The sequence below is a fragment of the Stenotrophomonas sp. 80084_Sma genome (genome assembly GCF_056481995.1).
Genome location: NZ_CM151177.1, coordinates 1,233,293 through 1,253,785 on the forward strand (window position 1 = coordinate 1,233,293; position 20,493 = coordinate 1,253,785).

Here is a 20,493-nt window from a genome sequence, read left to right on the forward strand (position 1 = left end):
CGGCTCGAATCCTCAGCGTGTGGAAGATGCGGCGGCCACGGCGGGCCGGTCGCGGAACAGCAGCAGGAAGGCGATCAGAACCACCAGCGCGACGCCAGCCGGGAACAGCCATATCTGCTGCCAGTCGGGGCCGGCCTCGGTGGTGAAGTGCTCCACCACCGCGCCGGACAGGAAGGTGCCGATCAGCATGCCCACGCCGTACGTGGCCAGGGTGATGAAGCCTTGCGCGCTGCTGCGCGCGGCGGGGCCGGCGTGGGCATCGGTGTAGATCTGGCCGGTGACGAAGAAGAAGTCGTAGCAGATGCCGTGCAGCACGATGCCGATCACCAGTAGCGGGAAGCCGCTGCCTGCATCGCCGAAGGCGAACAGGACGTAGCGCACCACCCACGCCGCCATGCCGACCGCCAGCATGGTCTTCACCCCCAGCCGCACGAACAGGAACGGCATGGCCAGCATCAGCAGTACCTCGGAAACCTGGCCCAGCGACTGCAGGCCCGCTGCGCCGCGCACGCCCAGGTCGTTGAGATACGGATTGGTGAAGTTGTAGTAGAACGACAGCGGGATGCAGATGGCGATGGAGGCCAGGAAGAACACCAGGTAGGCGCGCGACTTCAGCAGCCGCAGCGAGTCGAGACCCAGGATCTGCCCCAGCCCGGCATCGCGCTGCTGTGCCAGTGGCGGCGTGTGCGGCAGAGTGAACGCATACAGGCCCAGCACCAGCGATGCCAGCGCGGCCATGCGGAAGGTCAGTTCAAGCCGATGGGCCTGCTCCCAGCCCAGCCAGCCGATCAGCACGCCTGCCACGATCCAGCCGATGCTGCCCGCCACCCGCACCAGCGGGAACTGTTTCTCCGGTGACTGCATGTGCCGCATCGCCACGCTGTTGGCCAGTGCCAGCGTGGGCATGAACAGCAGCATGTAACCCATCACGTAGGCCGAGAACATGCTGAAGCTGGAAGCAGTGGACGCCAGCCACATCAGCACCGCGCCGGCCAGGTGCAGCACCGCTAGGATGCGCTGCGCGGCGAAGTAGCGATCGGCGATCAGGCCGACCAGGAACGGCGCCACGATCGCGCCGATCGACTGGCTGAGGAAGGCGGTGGCCACCTGGCTGGCGCTGGCCTGCAGCGGGCCCTGTACCAGGTACGTCCCGAGGGTCACGAACCACGCTCCCCAGATGAAGAACTGCAGAAACATCATCGCGCCCAAGCGCGACATGGCGTGCGACATGGCTTGCCCTCCCGGGGCGGTAATGGCTCAGATTCCCAGCATGTGGTGCAGTGATGCGGCGTCCGTGCCACTGTCGGCAAAGTCATCGAAGGCGCGCTCGGTCACCCGGATGATGTGGTCGCGGATGAAGGCGGCACCTTCGCGTGCGCCGTCCTCCGGGTGCTTCAGGCAGCACTCCCATTCCAGTACCGCCCATCCGGGGAAGTCGTACTGGGCGAACTTGGAGAAGATCGCCTTGAAGTCGATCTGGCCATCACCGGGCGAACGGAACCGGCCCGGACGATCGATCCAGTCCTGGTAGCCGCCATACACGCCGCTGCTCGCGCTGGCGCGATACTCCGCGTCCTTGACGTGGAAGATGCCGATGCGCGCGTGGTAGCGGTCAATGAAGCCCAGGTAGTCCATCTGCTGCAGCAGCAGGTGGCTGGGGTCGTACAGGATCTTGGCGCGGGGGTGATGATCCACCACGTCGAGGAAGCGTTCGAAGGTCGCGCCATCGTGCAGGTCCTCACCTGGGTGGATCTCGAAGCAGAGATCCACGCCGCAGGCATCGAAGGCATCGAGGATCGGGCGCCAGCGGCGGCCGAGTTCGGCGAAGGCTTCTTCCACCAGTCCCGGTGGACGCTGCGGCCAGGGATAGAAATAGGGCCAGGCCAATGCGCCGGAGAACGTGGCATGCGCGGTCAGCCCCAGGCGCTGGCTGGCTTTGGCGGCCAGCAGAAGCTGCTCGACTGCCCAAGCCTGGCGGGCAGCCGGATCGCCGCGCTTGTCCGCCGGCGCGAATCCGTCGAACAGACTGTCGTAGGCCGGATGCACCGCGACCAGCTGCCCCTGCAGATGGGTGGACAGCTCGGTGATCTGCACGCCATGACCGGCCAGCATGCCGGCGACGTCGTCGCAGTACGCCTGGCTGCGCGCGGCCTCGGCCAGATCGAACAGGTGGGGCGCGCCGGTGGGGACTTGTACGCCAGAATAGCCCAGACCCGCGGCCCATCCGGCCAGCGTGTCCAGCCGATCAAAAGGAGCTGTGTCGCCGATGAACTGCGCCAGGAACAGCGCTGGACCCTTGAGCGTCTTCAACGTGATTCGCCCTCGATGCAATCGATTGCATTATCCTAGCAGGGGCTCACGCAGGACCTGTTGTGCACTGCACAGCAGACAGGAGAACTAACGCCATGGCCACCATCTACGACATCGCGAAGCACGTCGGCGTCTCCGCAGGCACGGTGTCGCGGGCGCTTTCCCGGCCGGACAAAGTGCTGCCGGCTACCCGCGCGCGCATCGAGCAGGCCGCCGCCGCACTGGGCTATGTGCCCAACACAGTGGCCCGCACGCTCAAGACCCAGCGCAGCGGCAAGATCCTGGTCACCGTCCCGGACATCGCAAATCCGTTCTTCGCGCAGATCCTGCAGGGGGCGGAGGACGCCGCACAGGCGGTCGGCTATGCGGTTCTGCTCGGCGATACCCAGCATCAACCCGACCGCGAGGAGCGCTATGCGCAGATGCTCCGGCGCAACGAGGCTGATGGCATGATCGTGCTGGGGCACCGCCTGCCGCCCACGGCGCGCGAGATCGTCCAGCAGCGCGGTGCCGCCGCGCCGGTGATCAACGGCTGCGAGTTCGACCCCGCACTGGGCATTCCCAGCGTCCATATCGATAACGCCGCGGCCGCGCGCGTGGTGATGGAGCATCTGTATGGGCTGGGACACGAGCGGATCGCCGTGGTCGGCGGACCGCCGGACAATCCGCTGCACCAGCAACGGCTGGAAGGGGTGCGGGCGGCCAGCAAGGCGCGTGGACGCCTGCGCCAGCTGAACATCGTGCCGGGTGACTTTTCGGTGGAATCCGGCCATGCGGCTGCCATGGCGCTGCTGGACGGCATGTCTGCGCCAACGGCGATCTTCTGTTTCAGCGATCAGATGGCGCTGGGCACCCTGGCGGCCTGCCGCGATCTGGGCATCCGCGTGCCGGAGGACCTGTCCATCGTCGGCTTCGATGATCTGGCATCTTCCCGCTACCTCACGCCGCCGTTGACCACCATCCGGCAACCGATGCGGGAGATCGGTGAGCGCGCGGTCAACCTGCTGCTTGCCATCATCGAGCACATGGATGTGCCGCTGCAGCAGACGCTGGATTTCAGCCTGATGCTGCGGGGTTCAACGGCGCCACCCAGGCGTGGGTGAGGCAGGGTAACCGCCGTGAATCCTTGATCCCGAATTGACGCAGAGCTGTCAGACTCACCAGAGGCCGCCCGGCAAGGGCGTGCGATCGCGCAAGGGGGTCGGCAATGCCGTTCTTGACGGACTCGACGGAAGTCGCGGTCGAAGGCATCGGCGCGGCACGTCGCATCGGCTGGATGCGCTTCGTGGGCAATGGGCTGGGCGCGATTCCCATCGCCTCGATCATTCTTGAACGTCAGGACGGTGTGTTGGCCTGGGCGTTGCTGCTGCTCAATGCGTTGGCATGGCCGGCGCTCGCGCTGGTGCTGACCCAGCGCTCACGGCAGCCTGCGGTGGTCCAGTTCCGTTGCATGGTGGTTGATTCCTTCTTTGGCGGTGGCTGGATCGCCTTCATGGGGCTCAGCGTGGTACCCAGTGCGTTGTTCGCCGCGCTGCTGGTCGCCGACAAGATCGCCGCCGGTGGGGTGAAGCTGGCGGTACGGGCCACACTGGCACTGGTGGTGGGGTTCGCGCTCACCTGGTGGGGGCTCGGGTTTCCTTACCAGCCGGTGTCATCGCAGCGCACGATCGTGCTCAGCGTGCCGTTCCTGTTCGTCTACGGCATCGGCCTCAGCATCCTCAGCTGGCAGCTGGCGCGGCGGGTGAAATCGCAGAACCGCCAGTTGAAGCGGCTGAGCCGCATGGACCCGCTGGTGGAGCTGGCCAACCGCGGCTTCCTGATCGTCCGTGCGCAGCAGGCACTGGACAAGGCGCAGGGGCAGGGTGGTTTTGCCTGCCTGCTGATGCTTGATGTGGATGACTTCAAGCGCATCAATGACTCGCACGGTCATCGCGCCGGGGACGAAGTGCTGCGCCATATCGCCTCCACCTTGCGCGCCTTCGCCCGGCCTGGCGATACCCCTGCGCGGCTGGGAGGCGACGAGTTCGTCGTGCTGCTGCAGGACTGTGCGCCCGTCGATGCGATGCATGTGGCAGAGCGGGTTCGGCTGCAACTTCTGGAGGCAGCACGGCAGGCAACCCCGGGCATCGAGTTCAGCGTCAGCATCGGAATCGCGGCGACGCCGCGCGGTGGCAGCGTCGAGGACTGGCTGGCACTGGCCGACCGCGCGCTGTACCACGCCAAGCGCCAGGGCAAGAACAACGCCAGCTATGGCGAATGAGGTGTTGACACGTCTCTGGCGCAGGCCAGCAGCTGGGCGGCCGTTGCCGGAGGCTTGCAGCGCACCGCCAACTGCAGCGTAGTGGTCGGCATGCCCAGTTCCAGCGCAACAAAAGCCAGGCCGCTGCGGTGCATGCTCTGCATCGAGGCCGGCACGATGGCGATGCCCAGGCCGGCAGCGGCAAGGTTGATCGCCGAAGCCACCTGCGGCGCTTCCTGCTGGATGGTAGGCGCAAAGCCCTGGCTGCGGCAGGCAGCGACGACGTCTGCACTCAGGCCCTGGCCCGATTTCCGCGAGAACAGGATGAAGCGCTCGTCGCGCAGCTCGATCAGCGCGATGCTCGTCCGGCACGCCAACGGGTGATCGGCCGGCAGTACTGCCACCAGGGGTTCGGCACTGAGTTGCTGTGTCATCCGTTCACCGGTATTGGAAAACGGCGGGCGCACGATTACTGCATCGAGCTCGCCATCATCGAGGCGCCGGACCAGCGATTCACTGCCATCTTCTACCAGCCGCACCTGCACTGCCGGATGCGCCCGCTGGAAGCTGCGCATCAGCGCGGTGACCGCCTCGTTGTAGGTCGCCGATTCGGTCAGCCCCAATGTCAACGTGCCGACCTCGCCGCGTGCGGCGCGCAGCGCCTCCTCCTTGGCCTGGTCGACGCGCGCGAGGATGTCCTCCGCGGCTTTCCAGAATACCTGGCCAGCATCGCTGAGCACGATGCCGCGTCCCTGCCGGTGGAACAGCGGTGTGCCGATCTCTTCCTCCAGGGCGCGGATCTGCTGCCCGAGCGGCGGCTGGGCGATATGCAGGGCCTCGGCGGCCTTGGTGAAGCTCTGCAGCTGGGCAGTCATGACGAAGTAGCGCAGGTGCCGCAGTTCCATTGGAACCTCAAACGTTCTGGTGCTGTACGAACACGGTATTGGACGGTCGCCGCTGGCGGCAACATCATCGGTATCCCACGGCAGATGTCCAACGACAAGGGAGACCCCATGAAAAAGACACGTCGGCTGCGCGATCTGCTCCGCCAGGGCAGCGTGATTGCGCCAGGTGCATTCGATGGATTGTCGGCACGCCTGGTGGAGCTGGCCGGCTTCGATGCGGTCTATGCCAGCGGCGGCGCCATTGCACGTTCGGCCGGCGTGCCGGACATCGGCCTGCTCGGCCTCAGCGAAGTGCTTGCGCAGGTTGAACGGATCGTCGATGCCTGCGATCTGCCGGTGATCGCCGACGCTGACACCGGCTTCGGCGGCACCGCGAATGTTGAACGCACGGTGCGCGCGTTCGAAAGGGCGGGCGTTGCCGCCCTGCATATCGAGGACCAGGCCTTCCCCAAGCGCTGCGGACACCTGGATGACAAGACGCTGGTCGACGCGGGCGAGATGTGCACGAAGATCCGTGTCGCCTGCCAGTCGCGGATCGACCCGGAGCTGATGATCATCGCGCGTACCGATGCCATCGCCTGCGAAGGCCTGGATGCGGCGATCGAACGGGCGCAGGCCTATGTGGACGCGGGCGCGGACATGATCTTCGTCGAGGCACCGGAAACGCTGGAGCAGATCGAGGTGATTTCGCAGCAGGTTCCCGGGCCGAAGCTGATCAACATGTTCCACAGCGGCAAGACGCCGCTGGTGCCCGTGGCGCGGCTGGCCGAACTCGATTACCGGCTGGTGATCATTCCCTCGGACCTGCAGCGCGCTGCGATCCGGGCCATGCAGCGCACCCTGCAGGAGATCGCAGCGACTGGCGACAGCGGGCGTGTTGCCGGCGAGCTGGCCAGCTTCGGCGAGCGTGAGACGATCGTGCGCACGGCGCGGTATCTGGCACTGGACCGGGTGTGATCCGGGCGTGATTGCGGACGTGCCGATGGACGGAGAAGGGGCGGCGGAATCCGCGTGTGTTGCCTGTTCATCCTGCACCCGGAATCATCGCCGCCAATCCTCTACCATGGGCCACCCTGCCCGGACGTGCCGCCCATGCAAGACGCCCTCGTTGCCCAGCCCAAGCCCCCCGTCCCGAGGATCGCGGCCTGGCTGATGATGCTGCTGGGCATGTGGCTGGCGTTGAAGCTGGGCCTGGTGGTGACCCTGCTGTCGGGCCTGCTGGTGTTCCAGCTGACCCACCTGCTGGCCTCCACCGTGGAGGGCAAGCTGCCGCCAGGCCGGGCGCGGGCGATCGCGGTGATCGTGCTGTCAGCGGTGATCATCAGCGCGCTGGTGCTGGCCGGGATCGGCGTGGCGTCATTTTTCCGCAACGAGACCGGTGGACCGGACGCATTGCTGGCGCGGCTGATGGAGATCCTCAATTCGTCGCGGCACCAGGTGCCGGCGCTGCTGCAGCCGTACATCCCCGAGGACATGCCGGCGCTGCGCACGGCACTGAACGACTGGGCCGCCGAGCATCAGCGCCAGCTGGGCGTGGCCGGTACCTCGGTGGTGCAGGTGGGCGTACGCGTACTGATCGGTATGGTGCTGGGCGCGATGATCGCGCTGTATGACGAACTGCCGCTGCCGAAGATGGGCCCGCTGGCGCAGGAGCTGATCGGCCGCACCAGCCGCCTGGCCACCGCGTTCCGCCAGGTGGTGTTCGCGCAGGTGAAGATCTCGCTGCTCAACACCGTGTTCACCGCCATCTTCCTGCTGGGCGTGCTGCCGTTGTTCGGCGTGCACCTGCCACTGTCCAAGACCCTGGTACTGATCACCTTCATCGCCGGCCTGCTGCCGGTGGTGGGCAACATCATTTCCAACACCATCATCACCATCGTCGCGCTGTCGGTCTCGTTCTACGTGGCCGTGGCGGCGCTGCTGTACCTGATCGTGATCCACAAGCTGGAGTACTTCCTCAATGCGCGCATCGTTGGCGGCGAAATCCAGGCCCGCGCCTGGGAGCTGCTGTTGGCGATGCTGGTGATGGAAGCGGCGTTCGGCCTGCCCGGCCTGGTGGCGGCGCCGGTGTTCTACGCCTACGTGAAGCGCGAACTGGTCGACCAGCGCTGGATCTAGTACGGCAGGGTGTGACGCATTCGCCCCAGCCCGGCGCGGGGTGAGACCTTGCCGGCGCGTTCGCGGTGGCTGCGGTATACCCATGGTCACGGTTCGCGCGGCACTGGCTTGGCGCTGCCGGGACCGGCGGCTACAGTGATCCGCACTTCAGGGGAAATTTGCATGGCCGGCAAGGCATCGCCCATCGGACTGCGGACCTGGGTCTGGATCCTGGCGGGGTCGTTCGTGGTCTGTACGCTGCCGTTGATGGCCATCGCGCTGGTCCAGGGCACGCTGCGCTACAGCGCTGCCGAGGACAACCTGGTCAGCCTGCGCCAGCTGCGCCAGACCTTCGACCTGGCCAACCTGGTCTCGGCCGAACGCGGCCCGGCCAACAGCCTGCTCGGTGCCGACCCGGCCGATGCCAGCGAGCATGCGCGGCTTACGCTGCAGCTGGCGGTGGTGCGCAGGCGTGTGGACACCGCGCTGCAGCAGCTGGATGCCGTGTTCACGGCTGATCCGGGCGTGGTGGATGAGCATGGGATGCTGGCGGACGCGCAACGTCGCCTGCAGTCGGCACGCGCGGGCGTGGACCGGGTGGCAGCGCAGCCGCGCGACGCACGACGCGTCGAAGACGTGGAGCGCGCGATCAGCGGCATGTTTGCCGTGGTCGACCGCCTGCACCTGCTGACCTCGGCACAGATCAACGTACTGGTCAGGGCCGACCGCGAAGCGGCGATTCCAGCCATGCAGGGCCAGGTGCTGATCGACCTGCGCGAGCACGGCGGGCGTCTGGCCTCCAACGTGATGGCGCCGGTGGCGGTACCCGGTGCCTGGCGCAACGAACAGGTGCGCGCGGCGCTGCAGACCGAGGGCCGCCTGTTGGAACTGTGGCGGCTGGCCGGCAGCCACGAATCGGTGTTCCGCAGTGATCCGACGCTGTCCTGGCATTGGGATATGGCGCGCCGGCAGTTCTTCGGCGAGTCACTGCCGATGATCGAACAGCTGATCGACGACGGGCGGCGTGGCCTGCCGCCGCCGTGGACCGCTGCCGAGTTCACCACGCGCTACGTGCCGACCCTGCAGTCGCTTGAGGCGCTGCGTGACGGTTACCTGAGTGTGTCCATCGCCAGGTTCGAGCACACCCGCAACCGGGAGGCCACGCGGCTGGCGGTACTTCTGGCCACCGCGCTGGGAACCCTGGTGGTACTGGGTGTGGCGCTGCGTATCGCGCATCTGCAGATCCTGCGGCCTCTGCTGCAGGCACAACGGCAGGTGATCCAGATTGCCTCCGAAGCGCCTGGGCCCGAGCAGCATGTCACCCATCCGCTGGCCGAGATGCAGCGCCTGTTCGATGCGATTGAAGTGCTGCGCGAGAAGTCGCGCGAACGCTCGGCGCTGACCAGCGAGCTGCGCCAGCTGGCCGGCACCGATGAATTGACCGGACTGCTGAACCGTCGCGCGCTGGAGGAACTGGTGCAGCAGCGCCACGACGAGGGGCGGATGAGCGCAGTGGTGATCCTGCTGGACGTTGATCGCTTCAAATCGATCAATGATGGTCATGGCCACGATGCGGGTGATGAAGTGCTGGTACAGGTGGCGCAATTGCTGCAGCGCCATCTTCGCCGCAGCGACAGCATTTCCCGCTATGGTGGCGAGGAGTTCCTGGTGCTGCTGGCCGACGGTGACCTGGCCGCTGGCCGACAGCTGGCCGAATCGCTGCGGCTTGCGCTGCAGCAGCTGGACATCGTGGTGGCCGGCGGTACCGTGCTGCGGGTGACCGCCAGCTTCGGCGTGGCCCGCGGTGCTACCGACGCCTTGGGCTGGCGGACCCTGCTGCGTGCCGCCGATGCGGCCATGTACCAGGCCAAGGCGCAGGGCCGCGACCGCGTGCGGGTCGCCGGTGGTGGGCGCATTCCACGCTGAAACATCATGTTCATCGCTGGCGCACGCATGGCTGCCTAGACTGGACCTTCGACCATTTGGCAGGAGCGCATCATGACCGTTCGCCCCGTCGTTGCTGCAGCGCTGCTGGCCGGGATGCTGGCCGGCTGTACCTCCACTTCGTCGCAGACCGCTGCGGATGCGCCACGCCACCCCTCGGTTGCCGCCGACCTGAGCCCGGTGCCGGCTTTCACCGGCGGCGGTGCGGGTTGGAGCATTGAGATCGCCTCCACCGGCCAGGGCAACCACGATGCCAGCCTCAGCGCTGACGGCCGTACCCTCAAGGGCACGCTGCGCTATCCGGGGCAGCCAGCCGATGCACCGAGCTCGCTGATCGTGCTCAACGGCGAGCTTGGCCAGCAGCCCGCCATCGTCGAGATCAAGCGTGAGTCGTGCCGCACTGCCGAAGGTGTGGACACCCTGGCCAGCGTGCAGGTGACGATGGAAGGGCAGCCGCAGCGCCGCGGTTGTGGCCACCTGGCCGTGTACTGATCCTGTGCGCCGTCGTGCTTGAGATTCCAACCCTGCACACCGTGCGCCTGCGGCTGCGTCCACAGCAGCTGGATGACTTCGGCGTCTATGCCGCGTTCCTGGCCTCGCCGCGTGCGCGGGGAATGGGCGGGCCGTTCGGTGAGGTGGCGGCGTGGGGGCAGTTCTGCCATGACCTCGCCAGCTGGCATCTGTTCGGCCATGGCGCGTTGATGATCGAGCGTGCCGATACGGGAGCCTGCATCGGCCAGGTCGGGATCAATCATGGCCCGCTGTTTCCTGAAAAGGAGCTGGGCTGGTTGCTGTACAACGGCCATGAAGGGCAGGGCTTTGCCACTGAAGCGGCCGGTGCACTACGCGATTGGGCATTCGTGGTGGTGCGGCTGCCGACGCTGGTCAGCTACATGGCGCCGGACAACCTGGCATCGCAGGCCGTCGCGCGGCGCCTGGGCGGGGTGCTGGATGCGAACGCCGTGCGCAGCGATGCGGATGATCTGGTCTACCGCTACAGCACCCGGTAGTGCCGGCCGCTGGCCGGCATCATCGGTGCACCCGGGGGCGTCATCTACGCATGTCAAGCCATGACCCATTGCGCGTGGCGCCCGGGCTTTGCCATCCTCCCTGCTGTTTTCCGTAGCGTGGAATCCCGATGCGTCCTGTGTTCTGGCTGGCTTTGGCCCTGCTGCCCACCCTGGCGGTGGCGCAACCCGCGCGTATTGCCAAGACCAAGGCTCCGGCGCAGGATCCCTTCAGCGAGCTGTTCGACACCGCCTGCATGCAGCACATCGGTGCCCCGGCGCGGTTGCAGTCGCTGATGGAATCCAATGGGCTGTCGCCGTTGCAGCCCGCCGAAGCCGCGACGCTGTTGCAGGGGCAATCGGGCGTGGCCTGGATGGTGCCTCTGGCCAGTGGCCGCTATGCGGTGAGCTGGGCTGACGATGGCACGTGTACTGTCTACGCCGAAAAGGCCGACGCGGCGGTCGTGCAGAAGGGATTCGCCCGGTTGGTGCAGGCCGCACCGAAGCCGTTGCAGGTGCGGTCGCTGCCAGGGCGTGGGCCGCTGTCGGCCGATCAGGTGGCCATCCAGTACGGCTGGGCCACGCCGGGGCAGGGCAAGCTGCAGGTGCGATTCCGCCTGGTCACACGGCAGGCGGCCGAAGCCGGCGTGCAGGCGATGGCCTCGGCGGCCCCGGGCGAAGCGATGCTGGCGCAGGGCGCGCCTGGGCCCTGAAGGGCCCACGCTCGCGATTCAGCCTTTCACGCGGCAAGTGGTATATCGTTTATCGATAAATTCACCCGGGGCGGCGAGGCCACCCCAATGCCGGAGGCCGCTTGACCGCTCGTCCCGCCCGCGCCAGACCCGCGCGAGGCTTGTTCACCCTGGCCCAGGCCGCCGTACAGGCGGTGCGGGCGATGTGCTGGCTGGGCATCCTGGCCGCACTGCTGGCCGTGCCGCTGGTCGCCCACGACCGCAGCTGGCTGCTCGACAGCATCCACGACGCTGATGCCGCTGCCGTGCATGGCAGCGGCCTGTTCCTGCATTTCTGCCTGGGCCTGGGCGCGATCGTCGCGCTGCTGGTGCTGTGCCTGATGTTCCTGCGCCACCTGCTGCGGCTGTTGAAGTCGGCGGCGCGCGAGCGGCCGTTCACCCACGCCAATGCACAGCGCCTGCAGCGCATGGCCTGGCTGATGCTGTCGATGGAGGTGCTGTCGATCCTGATCGGCGCCTACGCCGCCTGGATGGGCCCGGACTTCACCTGGATGGAGGTGGGCGGCGGCATGTCGATCACCGGCCTGGTCGCGGTGCTGATGCTGTTCGTGCTGGCACGCGTGTTTGTCGTGGGTGCGGCAATGCGCGATGACCTCGACGGTGTCATCTGATGGCGATTGTCATCACCCTGGACCGCATGCTGCAGGAACGGGGCATGACCCTGTCCGAGCTGGCCGGGCGCATCGACATCACCCTGGCCAACCTGTCGATCCTCAAAACCGGCAAGGCGCGCGCCATCCGCTTTTCCACACTTGATGCGATCTGCCGTGAGCTGCAGTGCACGCCCGGTGACCTGCTCGGGCATGACCCGGCGCAGGCGCAGGAGGCTGACTGAGTGTTTCCCCTTTTCCCTTACCTACTGACGAAACGGACCTGAAATGGAATGGTTGGCTGACCCCTCGATATGGATGGGCCTTGCAACCCTGGTCGTGCTGGAGATCGTTCTCGGCATCGACAACCTGGTGTTCATCGCGATCCTGGCCGACAAACTGCCGCCGCACCAGCGTGACCGCGCGCGGGTGATCGGCCTGGCGCTGGCCCTGCTGATGCGGCTGGTGCTGCTGGCCGCGCTGGCATGGATCATGAAGTTGACCGAACCGCTGCTCACGCTGTTCGACCACAGCTTCTCCGGGCGTGACCTGATCCTGCTGGGCGGTGGTCTGTTCCTGCTGTTCAAGGGCACGATGGAACTGCACGAGCGGTTGGAGGGCCGGGAGCATCACGAGGATGGCAAGAAGGTCTACGCCAGCTTCGCGATGGTGGTGGCTCAGATCGTGGTGCTCGACGCGGTGTTCTCGCTGGACTCGGTGATCACCGCGGTCGGCATGGTCGACAACCTGGGCGTGATGTACGCCGCGGTGACCATCGCGATGGCGCTGATGCTGGTGGCCAGCAAGCCGCTGACCCGCTTCGTGAACAAGCATCCCACGGTGGTGGTGCTGTGCCTGGGCTTCCTGTTGATGATCGGTTTCAGCCTGGTGGCCGAAGGCCTGGGCTACAAGATCCCGAAGGGTTATCTGTACGCGGCGATCGCCTTCTCGATCCTGGTTGAAGCCTTCAACCAGTGGGTGCGCTTCAATCGCGAGCGCAACGAGCGCCGCCAGCCCTTCCGCCAGCGTACCGCCGACGCCGTGCTGCGCATGCTGGGCGCGCGCCCGGCCAATGGCCACGATGACGAAAACGCTGACGAACACGTCGATGCCGAAGAGCGGTTGCAGCCGGCCGAGCACGAGATGATCCGCAGCGTGCTGGGCCTGGCTGATCGCCCGGTGTCGAGCGTGATGACCGTGCGTGCCGACGTGCAGTGGATCGACCTGGCACGTGGGCAGGAGGATGTGGTGGCACGCCTGGTGGCATCGCCGCACACCCGCCTGCTGGTGGGTGATGGCGACCTGGACAGCCTGCGCGGCGTGGTGCAGAGCCGCGACCTTCTGGCCGACCTGCTGCAGGGCAGGCCGCTGCAGCTGGAGGGCAACCTGCGCGAGCCGCAGTACGTGCTGTCCAGCGCCAGCGCACTGCAGGCGCTGGAACTGATCCGCCAGCACCCGGTGCCGTTGGCGGTAGCGGTGGACGAGTACGGCAGTGTGGAAGGCCTGGTGACCGCCAACGACCTGCTGGCGGCCATTGCCGGTGACCTGGTCGACACCCAGGACGAGCGCTATGGCGTGGAGGCGCAGGGCGAGAACCAGTGGGAGGCCGACGGTGCGCTGACCCTGGACGACCTGCAGCGCCTGGCCGGCGTCTCGCTGCCACGCAGTGCCGACTACATGACCATCTCCGGTCTGGTGCTGGAGCGTCTGGGGCGCCTGCCGGACATCGGTGACACGGTGGAGATTGCGGATGTACGCATCACCGTACTGGCAATGGAGAAGCGTCGCATCGCCCGCCTGCGGGTGGAACGCATCGGGCTTTCGTAGAGTCGAGCCTGCTCGACTGGCCCTCTGTAGAGTCGAGATCCTATGTTCGCGGTCAAGCCTGCTGGAAGCAGGCTTGACCCACCTTCAGCATGGCCGGATCGAAGTCCCGGCCGCTTTTGAAGACACCCCAGGCGATCCTGGCCAGCTTTCTGGCCAGGATGTTGAAGACGGCGGTGCTGGGGTGACCGCGTTTTGACAGCTCGTCGTAGAGCGGTTGCCCCCGGCGACACCGCTTGAGCCCCATTGCGGCCATGTAGAGCATCTGGCGCAGCACTGGCGCGCCCTGTTTGGACAGCCGACGCCGTCCCGTTCTGCCGCCAGACTCGTTGGGCCGGGGATCCAGGCCGGTGCAGGCGATCCACGCGTTGGCGTTGGCCAACGGCCAGCGCGTCATGTAGTAGATCAGGTGAGCGGCGACGGCAGGGCCGATACCAGGGATGGTCAACAGGCGCTTGTAGAGCGCGCCATGCTCTCCATCGCGACCCAAGCGCTGCAGTTCGCTTTCCAGCTCGGACAGCGTCCCAGCCAGAGCGCAGAACAGATCTGACAGCTCCCCGGGGGCACTTTTGCTTACCCCGAAGGATTGCTCCAGGCGCGCGCGTGTCTTTACCAGCGTCTGCCGCTTGCGCAGCAAATCGTGCATCTGTTGCTGCTCGTCGGTACGCGGTACGTATTCACGCAGGCGATCGTTCTCCTTCTTCACGTACCGGGCGATCGCTTCGGCGTCCATGGCGTCCGTCTTGCCACGCGAGCCCGTCGCCCGGCCGTAGTGCTTGATCAGACGTGGATTGATCACATAGACAACGTGGCCTGCTTGGCCAGCCATCCGAGCCAACAACTCGTAGTACCGCCCCGTCGCCTCCATGCCAATCCGGCATCGCTGGGGCAAGGTGTTGAGCCACTGGGCTATGCCGGCCCGGGTGTTGGCGATCCTGTCGCCGGCCTTGCGGTCGGCCACTGCCGGTACGAACTCCTTGGAGTCCACGTCCACGCCAATATCGAGAGAATCAGACATTTGTACGGCTCCCAGCTATCTTTAAGGGGCTGGGGTGGTACCGCACCGACGTTAGCTTGCCTACATCGACGATCCCCTTTGGGGGCCGTACGATCCTTTATCGACGTTCGTGTGCGGGATGGGGATCGCTCGACTCGTCTGTCGGCTAGTATCCGCAGATGCATGCTTGACGGTCCCTCCACCCTGGCTCCTACATACCGCGTAGGAGCCGGGAGGAACATACAAGCCATGCTCGACTGCCTCCTGAGCAGCCGGGTACGGGCTCGGCTCTACACAACACTGCCGGCAACCGTCACCATGGCGGGCCCGCTTTCTTTCCAGGATGGTTGCAGTGCTGAGTACGATCGGTTTGTTGATGGGCCTGTACGTGGCCTGGCGCCTGTTCTGGCCACTGCGCATGCCCATCTGGATGAAGGTCGTGCTGTCGCTGCTGCTGGTGGGCGTTGCCGTGCAGCTGCGCATCGTAGCCACCTTCTGGGGCACGATGGCCTCGCCGGAGATACCGAAGCTGGCCATCGCCACGCTGGCCACCGGCTCCACCGCCGTGTTGCTGCTGGCGCTGGTGATGCTGGTGCTGGACGCCGGCCTGCTGCTGTCGCACCTGCTGCGCTGGCCGCGTACTGTATCGGTCCTGCGCGCGCCGAAGCTGCGGCCGACGGCAGGTCTGCTGGCCCTGCTCGTGAGCGGTTATGGCGTCAGCCAGGGCATGGCGGTACCCAAGCCCCGGCAGATCGAGGTGAGCATTGCCGGCTTGCCTGCCGCGTTCGATGGCTATCGCGTGCTGCAGCTGACCGACATCCATGCCAGCCGCCTGCTGACTGGCGACTGGGTGCGCAAGGTGGTGGACGAGAGCAACGCACTGACGCCGGACCTGATCGTGATCACCGGCGATCTGATCGACGGCAGCGTCGAGGCGCGTCGCGAGGACGCCCGCCCGTTGGCTGATCTGCATGCACCGGACGGCGTCATCGCCATCACCGGCAACCACGAGTACTACGCGCAGTACCAGGCGTGGATGCAGGCGTTCCGCGCACTGCACATGCAGGTGCTGGAGAACAGCCACCTGCAGGTGCGGCGCGGCGATGCGGCGCTGACCATTGCCGGCGTCACCGACCCCGTGGCCGCACGCTACGGTCTGCCGCTGCCGGACCTGGAGGCCGCGCTGGCTGGCGCCGATCCGGGCGCGCCGGTGATCCTGCTCGACCATCGCCCGCGCAACGCACGCGAGGCTGCCGCGCGTGGGGTGAAGCTGCAGCTGTCCGGGCATACACATGGCGGCCAGATCATTGGCATGGACCAGCTGGTGAAGCGCGCCAATGGCGGTTATGTGTCCGGGCGTTACGAGGTGGATGGCATGACACTGTACGTGAGCAATGGTGCTGGCCTGTGGGCCGGTTTCCCGGCACGCATCGGCGTTCCTTCGGAGATCACCCTGATCACCCTGCGCCGCGCCCCGTGACCCCTGACAAACCACATGGAACGAACCATGGCCCATCCCCGCGCACCCATGGAACGTCTGATCCGCGCCAATGCGGACGAGATCAATCGGCTGCGCCAAGCCATCCGCGAAGCCGCTGGTGCGCGCTGGCGTGGCCCGGAACAAATGCAGCAGCACGCGGCAGCCTGCGCGGAATACCGCCAGCGGTATGAACAGCTTGCGTTCCCGGGTGGCTACGCCAATGCGCTGAAGCAACTTGCCGAACGCGATCCAGATACGGTGGATGTCGTGCTGACCTTCCTTGAGGTGCGCCCGTACTTCTTCCGTTCCGGATACATGTGGAAGACGCTGCTGAAGCGCGTGCAGCGGGTGCCGATGGGCGCGAAGCAGCAGGCCCGGATGCAGAAGATCCTCGATGCCTACGCTGCCTACCGGGCGGGAAGCCAGCACACCGGGTAGCTCCACGCCATGCGTGGAGGTCGCGCAGCACCCAGCGTCCCAGCCGGCTCCGGATCGGCAATCATCTGCACTGGGTTCTGAAACCAGGAAACACGCAATGCAGGGAGCGCATCATTCAATCCGGCGTCCGCGCCACGTCGCGCTGCTGGTTGGTCTGCTCGCGCTGGCGGCATGCCAGCGCACAACGGATGCGCCGACCGGGGCACCCGCAGCGGGCACACCGCTTGCCGCCCCGGCCATGGCAGAAGACCTCTCTCCGCTGCTCGATGCCCTGCCGAGCTGTGCGCTGGACGGCTGGTACATCGACGTTCAGACCGATCGCCCGGCACATCCCTGGCTGGCCGCGAATGCGCCGAAACCCTGCAAGGTGGACGAAGAGAATGAGATCGCCACGTTCTGCACGGGTGGGCAATGGAAAGGATTGCCGGTGGAAGAGGTGATCCTGCCGACGATGACGTTCGTCTCGTTCCGTGGGGCCAGGATTGCCTTGCCGTTGGAGAAGGCGCGTTCAATCGCCCGCCAGCACCTGGGGCAGGACTTCCCGGGTGGCGCGGCTTACGAAGCGGGCCGTGAGCCGAAGCTGTTGGCCGACCCGGAGGATGCGCAGCGTTCGTGGCTGCTGTGCAGCACGCCCGAACCGGGGGACGATGCGGGGAGCAAGGGCAGCGTCAGCTATTCCGGCATGAACCTGCCCTACGACCACGACGGTTGCAGCTACCGCTACAGCCCGGTCGACTTCTGCGATGCGCGGCACCGGGCCGCCATTGAAGAAGCTCTCCAGCATCAGAAGCCCAATTTCAACCAGCACTATCTGCTGGTACAGGTCGATGATCGTCCCGGGTACTTCCAGCGCACGCTGGTGCTGGTCGACACCCGCACCGGACGCGCCACGCCATTGCCGATCGATGCCTTCACCGGCACGGCGGGGAAGGGCGGAGACGCCACCGGCTACGGGACCCTGGAAACGGGTGTGGACCAGCAACAGTTCTGCCTTGATGGTGCGTTGCTGGTCTACCGCGTGTTCGAGGAAGGACGCTTCTGCTTCGGCTTTGACGGTGAGCGATTCACCGGCCATGAAACCCAGTACATGCAGGCGACGGACAGCCGATGACCGGTATTTCACCCCGGCCATGACATCCTGCCCCGAACCTGCGCAACCGGGATCGAGGCTGTTGAAGGCGAACACGCAATGACTGCCGAGCGGCAGCGCTCGATGTGGGTGGCCGGCCTGTCCACGGTGGTGGAGTGGTACGACTTCACCTTGTATCTGTACTTCGCCACGGTGCTGTCGCGGGTGTTCTTCGGTGGTGGCGAGCAGGCGCTGCTGGTCACCCTGGCCGGCTTTGCGGTGTCCTACCTGATGCGCCCGCTGGGCGCACTGTGCTTCGGCCACCTGGGGGACCGGCTGGGCCGGCGTTGGATGCTGCTGGCATCGATGGCCTTGATGGCAGCGGCGATGCTGGCCACCGCGCTGCTGCCGACAGCGGCCACGGCGGGCACTACGGCGGGCGTGCTGCTGCTGGTACTGCGCTGCGTGATGGCATTTTCGGTGGGCGGTGAGTACACCGGCGTGGTGGCGTACCTGCTGGAAAGCGCACCAGCACGCCGACGCGGCCTGGTGACCTCGCTGGCCTCGGCCGCCAGCGAAGTAGGCGCACTGCTGGCGGTGGCGATCTCCGCGGTTACCGTGGGGCTGCTCGCGCCCGCACAGCTGGACAGCTGGGGCTGGCGTATTCCGTTCTTCGTCGGCGCGGCGCTGGCACTGGTGATCCTGGTCGCGCGCTCGGGCATGCACGAATCGCCGGAGTTCGAGCGTCAGCGCCGCGAGGGCAGCATTCCGGCTACACCGCTTCGCCACGTACTGCGCAACCATCCGCTGGCGGTGGCACGCACGTTCGCGATCTCGGCGCTGGGCTCGATCACCTACTACGTGGGCATCACCTATGTGCCTGCGTTCCTGCACGCGCGGGGTCATGACGAGGGCGACGCACTGTGGCTGTCGACGATTGCGGCGGTGGCAGTGATCGCGATCACGCCGTTGTGTGGCGCATTGTCCGACCGCGTTGGACGACGGCCGGTGTTGCTGGGCCTGACCGTGCTGGCAGCGTTGTTGCCACTGTCCCTGTTTGCGTGGATGGCGCAGGCGACGGCGCTGGGCATCGTGCTGGCCGCGGTGCTGCTGGCCTGCGTGGCCGGTGGTGTAAGCGCGGTGGCGGCCCCGGCCACGGCCGAACAATTCCCGGGCGAGGGCCGGGTCAGCGGGCTGGCACTGGGGGTGACCATGGCCACCGCCTTCTTCGGCGGTGCAACGCCATGGCTGGCGCAATGGTGGGTGGAGCGCAGCGGCTGGGCGGCGGCGCCGGGCGCGATGATCGCGCTGGTGGCGGTGCTGGTGTTGCCGGTGCTGTGGACCCTGCCCGAGACGGTCCCGGGCAGGGCCAGGCGCTAGCGGGTCAGACCTTCAGGGTCTGCTCGATGTCGGCCAGTACCGCGGCCGCATCCACGCCGATGGCAATCGACTGCACCACGTGGCCGTCCCACACGCTGGGGCCGAACGCCAGGCCTTCCGGCTTGGGAATGGTCATGCCGCGGGCGACACCGTCGGTGGCCACGCGCACGCTGGCGCGCTCGAACTGGAACAGTTCCGGGCGGGTCAGCGCGATGCAGGCGCAGCAGTCATGCACCACCATGCCCTTGTGGCCGGCCTGCAGGTAGAAGTCCACGTAATCCTGCGACAGCGCACGCACCAGCTCGGCATCGGCACCGCCGATAGCGGCCAGCTTATCCAGACCGTCACGGTCCATTTCCACGCGGGTGGTCACGTCCAGGCCGATGGCGGTAACCGGCCAGCTGGCGGTGAACACCACGTCGGCCGCTTCGGCATCGCCCCAGATGTTGGCCTCGGCGGCAGGGGTGATGTTGCCGTTGACGTGGAAAGCGCCACCCATGATCACCACGCCGCGCACCAGGCCGGCGATGTCCGGGGCCTGCTGCAGGGCCAGGGCCAGGTTGGTCATGCGGCCGACCGCGACCAGGGTCACCTCGCCCGGATGGGCGCGGACCAGGTCGATGATCAGCTGATGGGCCGGGCGCGCATCGGCGGCCACGTCCAGGCTGGCCGGCACCGGGTGGTTGCCCAGGCCGTTGTGGCCATGGATGTGCACCGGCCAGGCTTCCGGGGTGGCTTCCGGCTGCAGCGGGCCGCCGGCACCGCGCGCGACCGGAGCGGCAAAGCCCCAGGCCTGCTTCAGGTACAGCGCGTTGTGGGTGGTCGACTCCACCGAGGCGTTGCCGAAGGTGGTGGTGACGCCGATCAGGTCGATCTGGGCGTGCTTGTGCAGGTACAGCAGGGCCAGGGCGTCGTCGACGCCCGGGTCGGTATCGAAAATGACTTTCAGCATGTTGTTGTTCTTCTTCTTCCGTGTGGTGCGGGGGGCGCCGGCGGCCCGGAGGCAGGCCGGCGCGCCCTACATTGTCCCATCTTCATGACAGGCAGGGCCAACATCGGGGTGGAAGGCCATAATGCCTCCAGTCCAGGCACGGAGTCGCCGAATGCTGATCGTTGCCCTTCTGCTGGTCCTGCTGGTGCTGGGCCTGAACGTGGTGGCTACCGTGGTGATCGTCAGGCGTGATGGCCTGTCGGCGGGCGGCCGGACGGTGCAGCTGCTGCTGGTCTGGCTGCTGCCGCTGGTCGGTGCGATCCTGTGCATGGCAGTGGCCACGGCCGATGGCTCGGGAAGCCGGGGGGATGGCGGCGCAAGCTACGACAGCTCAGGTGGTTATTCCGGTGACAACCACAGCCATCACAGCCACAGCAGCTCCGACTGCAGCAGTGATGGTGGTGGGGGTGACGGCGGCAGCTGCGGTGGCGCCGATTGATGAGACGTCCCAGGGTGCCGGCCAAGGTCAC

General features: G+C 66.7%; 21 protein-coding genes. 16 read left to right on the plus strand and 5 right to left on the minus strand.

Going from position 1 to position 20,493, the window contains the following annotated elements; genetic code table 11:
• Window positions 1–12 precede the first annotated feature (12 nt).
• Together ACZK3W_RS05710 and ACZK3W_RS05715 are read right to left on the minus strand one after the other, a co-directional pair.
• Entirely contained in the window at window positions 13–1,230 is a 1,218-nt protein-coding gene (locus ACZK3W_RS05710; protein WP_125893721.1) for a nucleoside permease, read from the minus strand.
• Window positions 1,231–1,257: 27 nt separating this feature from the next.
• Complete coding sequence (locus ACZK3W_RS05715) at window positions 1,258–2,310, minus strand: sugar phosphate isomerase/epimerase family protein (RefSeq protein ID WP_049422750.1); 1,053 nt, start codon at window positions 2,308–2,310, stop codon at window positions 1,258–1,260.
• Between the two features lie 95 nt (window positions 2,311–2,405).
• Here ACZK3W_RS05715 and ACZK3W_RS05720 point away from each other — a divergent pair, with 95 nt between their 5' ends.
• Window positions 2,406–3,413 carry a LacI family DNA-binding transcriptional regulator gene (locus ACZK3W_RS05720; protein WP_049398862.1) on the plus strand — a complete coding sequence of 336 codons (1,008 nt, stop codon included), beginning with the start codon at window positions 2,406–2,408 and terminating at the stop codon, window positions 3,411–3,413.
• 104 nt (window positions 3,414–3,517) lie between these two features.
• A complete protein-coding gene (locus ACZK3W_RS05725) occupies window positions 3,518–4,570 on the plus strand; it encodes a sensor domain-containing diguanylate cyclase (protein ID WP_132809508.1) in 1,053 nt (350 codons plus the stop codon).
• Here ACZK3W_RS05725 and ACZK3W_RS05730 read toward each other — a convergent pair.
• Complete coding sequence (locus ACZK3W_RS05730; RefSeq protein ID WP_107433637.1) at window positions 4,558–5,454, minus strand: LysR family transcriptional regulator; 897 nt, start codon at window positions 5,452–5,454, stop codon at window positions 4,558–4,560. The genes ACZK3W_RS05725 and ACZK3W_RS05730 overlap by 13 nt on opposite strands.
• A 108-nt stretch (window positions 5,455–5,562) precedes the next feature.
• Here ACZK3W_RS05730 and ACZK3W_RS05735 point away from each other — a divergent pair, with 108 nt between their 5' ends.
• The 9 genes from ACZK3W_RS05735 to ACZK3W_RS05775 all read left to right on the plus strand — a co-directional run bounded on the left by ACZK3W_RS05735 (window position 5,563) and on the right by ACZK3W_RS05775 (window position 13,671).
• Entirely contained in the window at window positions 5,563–6,411 is an 849-nt protein-coding gene (locus ACZK3W_RS05735; RefSeq protein WP_125893729.1) for an isocitrate lyase/PEP mutase family protein, read from the plus strand.
• Window positions 6,412–6,546: 135 nt separating this feature from the next.
• Entirely contained in the window at window positions 6,547–7,572 is a 1,026-nt protein-coding gene (locus ACZK3W_RS05740) for an AI-2E family transporter (protein WP_012510371.1), read from the plus strand.
• 162 nt (window positions 7,573–7,734) lie between these two features.
• A complete protein-coding gene (locus ACZK3W_RS05745) occupies window positions 7,735–9,477 on the plus strand; it encodes a GGDEF domain-containing protein (protein WP_032127635.1) in 1,743 nt (580 codons plus the stop codon).
• A gap of 72 nt (window positions 9,478–9,549) precedes the next feature.
• Window positions 9,550–9,987 (plus strand): hypothetical protein, encoded by a 438-nt coding sequence (locus ACZK3W_RS05750; protein ID WP_125893731.1) that lies wholly within the window; start codon window positions 9,550–9,552, stop codon window positions 9,985–9,987.
• 14 nt (window positions 9,988–10,001) lie between these two features.
• Window positions 10,002–10,505: a GNAT family N-acetyltransferase gene (locus tag ACZK3W_RS05755; protein ID WP_478450564.1), complete on the plus strand. Its 504-nt coding sequence runs from the start codon at window positions 10,002–10,004 to the stop codon at window positions 10,503–10,505.
• A gap of 128 nt (window positions 10,506–10,633) precedes the next feature.
• The gene (locus ACZK3W_RS05760; protein WP_100437520.1) at window positions 10,634–11,215 is read left to right on the plus strand and encodes an NMCC_0638 family (lipo)protein; all 582 of its coding nucleotides are present in this window, start codon (window positions 10,634–10,636) and stop codon (window positions 11,213–11,215) included.
• A gap of 182 nt (window positions 11,216–11,397) precedes the next feature.
• Window positions 11,398–11,865, plus strand: a complete 468-nt coding sequence (locus ACZK3W_RS05765) for a DUF2975 domain-containing protein (protein WP_125893794.1) — start codon at window positions 11,398–11,400, stop codon at window positions 11,863–11,865.
• Window positions 11,865–12,089: a helix-turn-helix domain-containing protein gene (locus ACZK3W_RS05770; RefSeq protein WP_032127628.1), complete on the plus strand. Its 225-nt coding sequence runs from the start codon at window positions 11,865–11,867 to the stop codon at window positions 12,087–12,089. Before ACZK3W_RS05765 ends, ACZK3W_RS05770 begins: the two co-directional genes overlap by 1 nt.
• Window positions 12,090–12,132: 43 nt before the next feature.
• Window positions 12,133–13,671 carry a TerC family protein gene (locus tag ACZK3W_RS05775; RefSeq protein WP_478450565.1) on the plus strand — a complete coding sequence of 513 codons (1,539 nt, stop codon included), beginning with the start codon at window positions 12,133–12,135 and terminating at the stop codon, window positions 13,669–13,671.
• Between the two features lie 52 nt (window positions 13,672–13,723).
• On the opposite strand, the gene ACZK3W_RS05780 is transcribed toward ACZK3W_RS05775, so the two are convergent.
• Window positions 13,724–14,686, minus strand: a complete 963-nt coding sequence (locus ACZK3W_RS05780; protein WP_107314971.1) for an IS110 family transposase — start codon at window positions 14,684–14,686, stop codon at window positions 13,724–13,726.
• A gap of 322 nt (window positions 14,687–15,008) precedes the next feature.
• Between ACZK3W_RS05780 and ACZK3W_RS05785 the strand changes: the two genes are divergently transcribed.
• From ACZK3W_RS05785 to ACZK3W_RS05800, 4 genes are all read left to right on the plus strand, one after another.
• Complete coding sequence (locus ACZK3W_RS05785) at window positions 15,009–16,145, plus strand: metallophosphoesterase (RefSeq protein ID WP_478450566.1); 1,137 nt, start codon at window positions 15,009–15,011, stop codon at window positions 16,143–16,145.
• Between the two features lie 27 nt (window positions 16,146–16,172).
• Entirely contained in the window at window positions 16,173–16,583 is a 411-nt protein-coding gene (locus ACZK3W_RS05790; RefSeq protein WP_180837926.1) for a hypothetical protein, read from the plus strand.
• Between the two features lie 97 nt (window positions 16,584–16,680).
• The gene (locus tag ACZK3W_RS05795) at window positions 16,681–17,694 is read left to right on the plus strand and encodes a hypothetical protein (RefSeq protein WP_478450827.1); all 1,014 of its coding nucleotides are present in this window, start codon (window positions 16,681–16,683) and stop codon (window positions 17,692–17,694) included.
• Between the two features lie 78 nt (window positions 17,695–17,772).
• Complete coding sequence (locus ACZK3W_RS05800; RefSeq protein WP_478450567.1) at window positions 17,773–19,032, plus strand: MFS transporter; 1,260 nt, start codon at window positions 17,773–17,775, stop codon at window positions 19,030–19,032.
• 4 nt (window positions 19,033–19,036) lie between these two features.
• On the opposite strand, the gene ACZK3W_RS05805 is transcribed toward ACZK3W_RS05800, so the two are convergent.
• Window positions 19,037–19,984, minus strand: a complete 948-nt coding sequence (locus ACZK3W_RS05805) for a nucleoside hydrolase (RefSeq protein ID WP_004147861.1) — start codon at window positions 19,982–19,984, stop codon at window positions 19,037–19,039.
• 151 nt (window positions 19,985–20,135) lie between these two features.
• On the opposite strand from ACZK3W_RS05805, the gene ACZK3W_RS05810 reads away from it, so the two are divergent.
• On the plus strand, window positions 20,136–20,462 hold the full coding sequence (locus tag ACZK3W_RS05810) for a hypothetical protein (RefSeq protein ID WP_478450568.1): 327 nt from the start codon (window positions 20,136–20,138) through the stop codon (window positions 20,460–20,462).
• Window positions 20,463–20,493: the final 31 nt, after the last annotated feature.